This is a genomic window from Actinotignum sanguinis (genome assembly GCF_030230305.1).
GTDB lineage: Bacteria > Actinomycetota > Actinomycetes > Actinomycetales > Actinomycetaceae > Actinotignum > Actinotignum sanguinis.
The window spans coordinates 50,876-60,317 of sequence record NZ_JASPCQ010000011.1; the positions used below are offsets into that span (position 1 = coordinate 50,876).

At 62.1% G+C, this 9,442-nt stretch carries 5 protein-coding genes and 1 pseudogene; 4 read left to right on the forward strand and 2 right to left on the reverse strand.

Annotation, left to right across the window (positions count from 1 at the left end):
* Positions 1 to 471 precede the first annotated feature (471 nt).
* From QP828_RS06860 to QP828_RS06875, 4 genes are all read left to right on the forward strand, one after another.
* The gene (locus tag QP828_RS06860) at positions 472 to 2,970 is read left to right on the forward strand and encodes a carbon starvation CstA family protein (RefSeq protein ID WP_016441685.1); all 2,499 of its coding nucleotides are present in this window, start codon (positions 472 to 474) and stop codon (positions 2,968 to 2,970) included.
* A 12-nt stretch (positions 2,971 to 2,982) separates the two neighbouring features.
* Positions 2,983 to 3,180 (forward strand): YbdD/YjiX family protein, encoded by a 198-nt coding sequence (locus tag QP828_RS06865; protein ID WP_016441686.1) that lies wholly within the window; start codon positions 2,983 to 2,985, stop codon positions 3,178 to 3,180.
* A gap of 1,004 nt (positions 3,181 to 4,184) precedes the next feature.
* Positions 4,185 to 6,788, forward strand: a complete 2,604-nt coding sequence (locus QP828_RS06870) for a sodium-translocating pyrophosphatase (protein ID WP_016441688.1) — start codon at positions 4,185 to 4,187, stop codon at positions 6,786 to 6,788.
* On the forward strand, positions 6,785 to 7,834 hold the full coding sequence (locus QP828_RS06875; RefSeq protein ID WP_274735514.1) for a glycosyltransferase family protein: 1,050 nt from the start codon (positions 6,785 to 6,787) through the stop codon (positions 7,832 to 7,834). Before QP828_RS06870 ends, QP828_RS06875 begins: the two co-directional genes overlap by 4 nt.
* Positions 7,835 to 7,917: 83 nt before the next feature.
* On the opposite strand, the gene QP828_RS06880 is transcribed toward QP828_RS06875, so the two are convergent.
* Together QP828_RS06880 and QP828_RS06885 are read right to left on the reverse strand one after the other, a co-directional pair.
* Entirely contained in the window at positions 7,918 to 8,634 is a 717-nt protein-coding gene (locus QP828_RS06880) for a YczE/YyaS/YitT family protein (RefSeq protein WP_016441690.1), read from the reverse strand.
* 211 nt (positions 8,635 to 8,845) lie between these two features.
* Positions 8,846 to 9,442, reverse strand: a pseudogene (locus QP828_RS06885) (hypothetical protein); the annotation flags it as partial.

Sequence of the window (9,442 nt, forward strand, 5' to 3'; positions counted from 1 at the left end):
CCACACGGGCGCGTTTTTTGCGCCGCGGGCATCCCCACCACCCCCGTAAAGGGCGACGTCGCGCCACTCTCAGCTCCACCCCGCCCATTTTATGATGTGTGACACATTTTCACAGGGCCGCGTTTCGCGGCATACATACACTCTCACCACTACCCCTAGGGGCATCGGCCGCCCGCCACCCCTACATCTTGCGATTGGGGAGAAAACGGCTCGAGGGAGCCATTTACGCCGCAAACCAACCCGCGGGCAGCTGGCGGCGTCGTCGCACTTCATCGCGGCAAGCCACAATTTAGGTGGTCTAGCTCACAAACGGGCCGGTAACGCCAACGTAAGTTAACGCAAGACTGTTGCACGCGTTTATTATCGGATGTGGTGGCGTACGCCACCCGGGTACTCAACCGAGGATCCGCACAAGATGCCAGCGCTGCCGTCCACGCGGACCACGCCGGCCCTATAAATGGAGTTTCAGCTATGAGTGCACCAGCTGACACTGCTCTTCCTCAGTATTCTGAGGAAGAGGAAAAATATATTATCCGGAACCGCCACGGTGTTCCGGTCGGAACAAAACCGCATACGAAGTGGACGCTGCCGCGCATCGCGGTGTGGGTCCTCGTAACAGCCCTCGGCGTTGCGGGCTGGTACATGCTCGCCTTCTATCGCGGTGAACAAGTCAATACGGCGTGGTTCGTGGTGACATCGGTCTGTACCTACATGATCGCCTACCGCTTCTACGCGCTCTTTATTCAAAAAACCATTATGAAGCCCGACGATTCCAACGCGACGCCGGCCGAACGCATCAATAACGGACGCGATTTCGACCCGACGAACCGCGTGGTGCTCTACGGGCATCACTTCGCCGCTATCGCCGGTGCCGGCCCGCTGGTGGGCCCGGTGCTGGCCGCCCAGATGGGCTACCTGCCCGGCACCCTGTGGATTATCTTCGGGGTGTGCGTGGCCGGCGCCGTCCAGGACATGCTCGTCCTCTTCTTCTCCATGCGTCGCGGCGGACGCAGCCTCGGCCAGATGGCCGTAGATGAAATCGGGAAGATCGGCGGGGCCGTGGCCGCCGTCATGATCCTCGTGATGCTCATGATCGTGCTGGCCGTGCTCGCCATGATCTGCGTGAACGCGCTGGCCGATTCGCCCTGGGGCGTTTTCGCCGTCGGTATGACCATCCCCATCGCGGTATGTATGGGCCTGTGGCTGCGCTTCGTCCAGCCCGGCAACATCACAATGGTCTCCATCGTTGGATTCATTGCGCTGCTCGGTGCGATTATCGGAGGCCGCTACGTGGCGGAATCCGATTTCGGCCAGGCGTTCCTGCACCTGTCCCCCACCACCCTCGTGTGGTGCATGATTGTGTACGGTTTCTTCGCGGCCGTGCTGCCCGTGTGGCTGCTCCTCACCCCGCGTGACTACCTGTCCACCTTCATGAAGGTCGGCACCATCGTGGTACTGGCCCTGGGCATTCTTATTGTGCGCCCGCTGGTGGAAATGCCGGCCGTCACCGAATTCGCCTCGAATACAGACGGACCGGTTTTCGCCGGGGAACTCTTCCCCTTCCTCTTTATTACCATCGCCTGCGGGGCACTGTCCGGGATGCACGCAACGGTTTCCTCCGGTACCTCCCCGAAGATGATCCAGAAGGAATCCCAGGTTCGCATGATCGGCTACGGCGGGATGCTCATGGAATCCTTCGTGGCAATTATGGCGCTGGCTGCGGCGTCGTCCCTCAACATGGGTATCTACTTCGGTATGAATACCTCCGAGCACACCACCGATAAGCTGGCGGGCACGGCCATCGTGCAGATGACCGATAACCGCGCCGAGCTTTCGGCCGCCGCGGTGCAAAACCTCGCGGTCACCGATACGCACGGCAATTCGGTGGAAGCCCGGTGGGAATCCTGGGATGAGAACGGCAACGAGAAAACCTACGTGGGAGCGGAGGCCTTCGATAAGGTCGCCGAAGACGTTGGGGAAACCTCCGTCACCTCACGTACCGGTGGTGCGCCCACCCTCGCGGTGGCCATCGCGCATATTCTGCACCAGGTGGGTGGCGGCCAGGCCATGATGGGCTTCTGGTACCACTTCGCGATTATGTTCGAGGCGCTCTTCATCCTCTCCGCCGTGGACGCCGTGACCCGCGTGGCCCGCTTCCAGCTGGGCGACGCGCTAGGCAATGTGCTGCCCAAGTTCAAGGATCCCTCCTGGCGGGTGGGCGCGTGGATTACCACGGCCATCGTGGTGGCGGCCTGGGGCTCGCTGCTGCTCATGGGCGTGACCGACCCGCGCGGCGGTATCCAAACCCTCTACCCGCTCTTCGGGGTGGCTAACCAGCTCATTGCCGCGATGGCGCTTATTTTGTGCACCGTGGTAGTGGTCAATAAGGGCTGGGCGAAGTGGGCCTGGATCCCGGGCATCGCCGCGGCCTTCGACCTGGTGGTCACCTTCGCGGCGTCCTGGCAGAAGATCTTCTCCTCCGACGCCGCCATCGGGTACTTCACCCAGAACACCAACGCTAAGGCAGCGCTCGCGAAGGCGCAGGCCGCCGGCGACACCGAGGCCATCGGTATCCAGTCCGCGATTGTGCGCAACACCTTCATCCAGGGCTGGCTCTCCGTCATCTTCCTGGCCACGGTGGCCTTCGTGCTGGTCTGCGCGATTATCAAGATCATCCGGGTTATCACCGCGAAGAAGTACGTGAATTCCGAAGATCCTTACCAGGAATCCAACTTCTACGCGCCTACCCAGCTCTTCCCGACCAAGTTGGAGAAGAAGGTGGTGGCGGAATACGCCGTCGTGGGCGACCCGGCGTTGATTCCCGGTTTCGATCACCGTAAGGGCGCGGCACCGCACGGTGCGGGTGCTGGTTCTGGCGATGGTTCTGGCGATGGTTCTGGTACGACGGCGCCCGCAGCCAAGGCGGGCTCTGCCAGCGACGCGGATTCTTCCGAGTCCGCCCAGCACTAGGAGATCAGGTCCATGTTTATTACCCAGCTTCGCGCCTTCGCGGCACATGCTCGCAGCCTGTGGCGGGACTTCACCGGCGAATCGGCCTACGACAAATACGTAGCCCGGCATGCCCGTGAACACCCCGATCATCCGCCGCTTGCCGAACGTGATTTCTGGCGTCAGCGCGCAGCCTTCGACGAGGAGAATGTCTCCACCGGCTGCTGCTAAGCGCTGGGCGCTGGGCGCTGAACAGGTGCCGGGCGCTGAGCTGGCATGAGGCGCCGGGCTGGAAACTGGCCAATAACACCGCTCCCCGAACCTCGGACTTCGGTCCGCCGTTCGGGGAGCGGTGCTTTGTCCCACTTCCATGTGCCCCACTTCCCGCTCCGCACAAAATGCAACAGCAAATACATTAAGTTTTCCAAATCATGCACTGGGGTTGCTTTCTGCGGCACCTACCGCCATAGCGTTGCTTTCTGCGGCACCTACCGCCATAGCGTTGCTTTCTGTGGGCCCCGCCGTCATGACGTTGCTTTCTGCGGCACCTACCGCCATAGCGTTGCTTTCTGTGGGCCCCGCCGTCATAGCGTTGCTTTCCACAAGACCTACGGTCGAGAGGATGCATTTTCCGGTCTCCGAGAGGGCACCCGCGGCGATCACGAACAAAGTGGTACTGGAGCTACAACCAATACCCGATTTTCTGTCGTGCAGTACCACTCTGTCAGGCCCGACGTTCTCCAGTACCACTACGCCAACCAAACCCATCTGCAACACCGGTATACCGATATGACTCACCCCATCCCCAGCCAATCCACATACGCAGTCCGCCTCGCGCGCCCGCAGAGCCGGAGCTCCGCAGCGGCGGGGCGGGGTGTTTTTCCTGAGGTGTACTTCAAACGTACGACAAATGAAGTACAGCTCTGAAAACACGTAGTGCCTCGCCGGTTCAGAAAGCGCGATCTAGTCCGCCCGGTTCAGAGCGCTCGGTCTGGCCCGCCCGGCTCAGAGTGCCTGTCCGGACACCCCGAAAGACCCCGCACCGAAAGCCCCCGCACCGAAAGACCCACCCACCGTGGGACCTCGGGCCTAGACGCGGCGACGACCGGCCTCTCGCGGCGAAAGTGGCGCACACTTGTGTGGCGTCGTCGTACCTGGTCCCTATTACTGATCGCCCGGCCGACCTAGGATGAAAGAGAGGCAAAGGAGCCTCATCATTTTATGTCGAGGTAATTATGGGACGTTGTTTTTCTGTATCCACACACAAGAACACCTCGCGTCCACGCCGGCTGCTCCCCCTGCTCGGGGCGCTCGCGCTGGCTCCCGTTGCCCTAGGTTCGTGCGCCGCATCCGCGAGCGCGCCCGCCGGTGCGGCAACTGTGCACGGAGGTGAAGCAAATATCGTACTGCCTGACCTGTCGGGCGTGAGCGCGGTGGGCGGGGTTTCCGGCCGGCTGCTCCTCCTCATCGGGGTGGGGGTATGCGTGCTGGGACTGTGCTTCGGGCTCATCACGTATATGAATCTGCGTAAGCTTCCGGTGCATCGGGCCATGGCCGAGGTCGCGGACCTGATTTACGAAACCTGCAAGGCCTACCTGGTCAAGCAGGGGCGATTCCTGCTGGTGCTCTGGGCCTTCATCACCGCGGTGATCGTGGTCTACTACAAGTTCCTCGTGGGCTTCACGTGGGGCAAGCTCGCGATTGTGGTGGCGTTCTCGCTGCTGGGTATGGGCGGGTCCTACGCGGTGGCGTGGTTCGGGATTCGCGTGAACACCCTGGCCAATGCGCGCACGGCTTTCGCTTCGCTGCGCGGGCGCCCGCTGCCGCTGCACCAGGTGCCGCTGCGTTCGGGGATGTCCATCGGGATGGTGCTCATTTCCCTGGAACTGCTGATGATGCTCGTCATTTTGCTGTTCCTGCCCGCGGATGTGGCCGGGGCGTGCTTTATTGGCTTCGCCATCGGGGAATCCCTGGGGGCGTCGGCCCTGCGCATCGCCGGTGGTATTTTCACGAAGATTGCCGATATTGGCTCCGACCTCATGAAAATCGTGTTCAAAATTGATGAGGACGACCCGCGGAACCCGGGTGTTATCGCCGATTGCGTGGGTGATAATGCCGGGGATTCGGTGGGCCCCTCCGCGGACGGCTTCGAAACGTACGGGGTGACCGGGGTGGCGCTGGTGACCTTTATTGTGCTGGCCGTTCATGATCCGGCGCTGCAAGCCACCCTGCTGGTGTGGGTGTTCACGGTGCGGGTGGCGATGATTATCGCCTCGGCCTTGGCCTACGGGCTCAATGCGCGCCTGGCCGCGACCCGCTACGCGCAGGCCACCACCCTCAATTTCGAAAAACCGCTGAGTTCACTCGTGTGGCTCACCTCGATTTTCTGCATTGCTTGCGTGTACGGGATCTCCTGGCTCGTTTTGGGTGGGCACGACGGCGCACTGTGGCTCGCGCTCGCCACGATCGTCACCTGCGGGACTCTCGCGGGGGCGCTCATCCCGGAGCTGGTCAAGGTCTTCACCTCCACGACCTCGCGGCACGTGCGTGAAGTGGTGAAAAGTTCGCGCCAGGGCGGGGCTTCCCTCAATATTCTCTCCGGCGTGGTGGCCGGGAATTTCTCCGCTTTCTGGCTGGGTATCACCATTGTGGGGCTCATGGCCGGGGCATTCGTGATCGCGGATGCCACCCTGCGCGAGTTCATGCTAGCGCCGGCGGTTTTCGCTTTCGGTCTGGTGGCTTTCGGTTTCCTGGGCATGGGACCGGTGACGATCGCGGTGGATTCCTACGGGCCGGTGACCGATAACGCCCAGTCGGTTTACGAGCTCTCCCGCATTGAGGCCCTTCCTGATATCGACGCCGACATTCGCTCCGGTTTCGGTTTCGCGCCGCAGTGGGATCGCGCCAAGCTCATGTTGGAGGAGAACGACGGCGCCGGCAATACTTTCAAGGCAACCGCCAAGCCGGTGCTCATCGGTACCGCGGTGGTGGGTGCCACCACGATGATTTTCTCCATTATTATCGGGCTGACCGGCGGGCTGACCGCCGGGATCGAGATGCTGTCGCTCATGCACGCCCCGTTCCTGCTGGGGATTATCAGCGGGGGTGCGGTGATCTTCTGGTTCTCCGGGGCGTCGATGCAGGCGGTGACCACGGGGGCCTACCGGGCGGTGGAGTTCATCAAGGATTCCATCCACCTGGATAAGAATGCGGAGCGGGCTTCCCATGATGACTCGCGGCGCGTCGTCGAAATTTGTACCCAGTACGCGCAGCAGGGAATGCTCACGATTTTCCTGGCGGTTTTCTTCGCCACGCTGTCCTTCGCCTTTATCGAGCCGTACTTCTTCATCGGCTACCTCATTTCCATCGCTATTTTCGGCCTCTACCAGGCTATTTACATGGCGAATGCGGGCGGGGCCTGGGATAACGCGAAGAAGATCGTGGAGGTGGATTTGCACGCGAAGGGCACCGCGCTCCACGATGCCACCATCGTGGGTGATACCGTGGGCGATCCGTTCAAGGACACCTCCTCGGTGGCCCTCAACCCGATTATTAAGTTCACCACCCTCTTCGGCCTGCTCGCCGTGGAGCTGGCCGTGAGCCTCAATGCCCAGAATCTCACCGCGGTGGTCACCGGCCTGGCGGTGTGCTTCGGGGCCCTCGCGCTCGTCTTTATTTACCGCTCCTTCTACAGCATGCGAATCCAGGCCTCCACGGAGGATCCGCTGCTGGACGAGCCCGCATCCGCATCAGAATCTGCATCCGCATCAGAATCCGAACCCGGATCCGGATTCACCTCTGAACCCACCTCTGAACCCGAGAAGGGAGTCCTGGCATGAATATCGCCGTGCACTGGTCCGGCGCGCAGCTCAGCCCGGAAGGAAATATAGTCGGCCAGGATGCCGGCGCCACCCTGCTGCGGCGTCTCTTGCGTATTTTCCCGGGCGCCGCGGTTCTTGACCCGGGCGCCGCGGTTCTTGACCCGGCGGCAGCATCCGCGCAAGATCTTGCCCCGGATACGGTTGTTATCACTATGGATGTGCATGACACTCCGGCCCTGTGGGCGCGCCTGCGCAAGGCCGGCCACGCTACCCCGCGCCTCATGAATTTTGTGTGGCTGCCGGTGTCTACCCTGGAAAGCGCCGAGGAACTCGCCCCGGTGGCGCTTTCCTGCGCACTCTTCCCCACGTTCGCGAATTCGGAGCGCACCGCCGGGGAGATCCGCGAGATGGTCAATAAGTGGACGGTGCCGCCGCTGGCCGGGCGCCTGAAGCTGGGGTGGGTGAATCTCGGTTTCCGCCTCGATCACGTGCAGGAGCGGCACGAGCCGGACGTCCCGGTGGTGCTCTACCCCGCGATCTACCTTTCCCCGCGCAAACGCCCCGAGTTCTTTATGGATGTGCTGACCCGGGTGCGTGAGCTTATCCCGCTCACGGTGGAGATGCGCCTGCACGAAGCGCATCTGGTTTCCGAGAAAGCCATGACGTATTCGCGCCTGCCGTGGATGCACGTGGGGCCGCTCACCGATACCCGCACTTCGTATTACGAGGCTCTCGCGCATACCACGGCGTTCCTGGCCACGGCCGCGGAGGAATCCTACGGGCTGTCCTACGTGGAGGCGCTGGGCGCCGGGGCGCTCGGGGTATTCCCGGACGTAGCCTGGGCCCGCGCCCTGCTGCCCGAGCACTATCCCTTCTTCTATCCGGATGGCGATACCGCGGCCGCCGCGGCCATGCTCACCAGGGTTCTTACCCGCACCGCGCAGTGCCGGGCGGATCTGGATGCGGCTTGCGGCGGGAGTTTCCGCGAGTGGATCGCGGCGCATCACTCCGATGATGCCTTCGACCGGGAAATCACAGCCGCGGTGCGGAGGTGGTTCGCGTAGGAGTCGGTGCGGTGTGCGTAGGGTTAGGCGCAAACATAACGACGACGGCGCCAGCGCCTGCGGCCTCGCTTTGACCTCGCGTTTTATTCCTCGGTGATAGCGGGGGCGGGGCGGGCCGTGTAGGGCGTCGTCGTACCTACCAGGCGGTACGCGACGGTGCGGTTGAAGAAATCGACGACGACGCCAATTCCCAGCGCCATAATCGCGGTGCCAATGCCGATCACGCCGCTGCTGAGGTCGAAGCGGAAGAGTGCGAGGGCGATGAGGACCACGATGAAGTCCTGGGCCACGCGGAAGGTGCGGTAGGAGTGGCCCGGGAAACGGCGCAGGAGGACGGGGACGATGCAGTCGGCGGCGCCCTGCCCGATATCCGGGGTGATGTAGAGCGAGAGCCCGAGCGCGAAAATAACTAGCCCTACCGCGAGGTGGGCGAGCATCCCGGGGATGGAATACGTGAAAACGTAGATGGAATCGAGAATGCCGGTGAAGCTGGTGACGAGTACCCCGACCAGGGTGAAGTTGAGGACGGTGCCCAGCCCGAAGACTTTGTGATCGAAGGGGAAAATGAGGGCGATGAGGGCGATATTGACCGCCGGGACCACCCAGGAAAAAGACAGGCCCGTCACGTGGCTGACGCCCTGGAGGAGGGCCGTGAAAGGATCCACGCCGGCGTGACCTTTGAGGGCCATGGTGATGCCGATGGCGGTGAGGATCACGCCGATGAGGCATACCAGCGAGCGACGCAGCAGGCTGCCCGGGCGTAACGTCCATTCGCGGGCGCAGCGCAGTGTCTCAAACATGACGAGCCACCTTTTCAATCTCAGGGAAGCCGCCGTGCCACACCGCGGCATCACCAGCGTAGTGCATGCAGGCGGGCATTTCCTGGGCCGTGGCGGAGGTCGCTTTCGTCATTCGTGCGAGCGGCTTCATCTGCAAGGAGGGGCTGGTAGATCATCCTCTAGAGGATTCTCTACCAGCCCCTCGCTTGTGTTATGCGATTAGTTCAGCAGCTTATGCCTTGCGGCGCCGCGTCACCACGAGTCCACCGGCGAGCAGCAGGAGTGCTGCCGTGCCGGCAAGACCGACGCTCGTTGCACCTGTCACCTGAAGAGTCTTCTTGACCTTCTTGGGCTTCGGCGCAGGCTTACCGGGATCGTTCGGGTTCAACGGGTCGGTGCCGTTCTTGATTTCGTCACCGTCGTTGATACCGTCACCATCGGTATCGGCCTTGTTCGGGTTGGTCGCCTTGCCACCATTCTTGGCACCGGTCACCTCGTCACCATCGGTGAGTCCATCACCGTCAGTATCCGGGTTGAGCGGATCGGTATTACCGGGCTTGCCGTCCTTATTGAACTTATCGTCCTTGAACGGGTTCTTGGTGCCATTGACCTCATCACCGTCATTGATGCCGTCACCGTCGGTATCCGGGTTCTTCGGATCAGTACCGATCTTCTTCTCGTCCCCATCCGTCAGGCCATCGCCATCAGTATCGGGGTTGTTCGGATCGGTTCCATCCTTCTTCTCATCCCCATCCGTCACGCCGTCACCATCGGTATCGGCCTTATTCGGGTTGGTCGGCTTACCGTTGTTGTGCTTGCCAGTGACTTC

What these genes read in the sequence shown, in the direction of transcription:
- QP828_RS06880 (WP_016441690.1), bottom strand. Translation starts at nt 8,634, where the DNA reads ATGTTTGAGACACTGCGCTGCGCCCGCGAATGGACGTTACGCCCGGGC.
- QP828_RS06870 (WP_016441688.1), top strand. Translation starts at nt 4,185, where the DNA reads ATGGGACGTTGTTTTTCTGTATCCACACACAAGAACACCTCGCGTCCA.
- QP828_RS06865 (WP_016441686.1), top strand. Translation starts at nt 2,983, where the DNA reads ATGTTTATTACCCAGCTTCGCGCCTTCGCGGCACATGCTCGCAGCCTG.
- QP828_RS06860 (WP_016441685.1), top strand. Translation starts at nt 472, where the DNA reads ATGAGTGCACCAGCTGACACTGCTCTTCCTCAGTATTCTGAGGAAGAG.
- QP828_RS06875 (WP_274735514.1), top strand. Translation starts at nt 6,785, where the DNA reads ATGAATATCGCCGTGCACTGGTCCGGCGCGCAGCTCAGCCCGGAAGGA.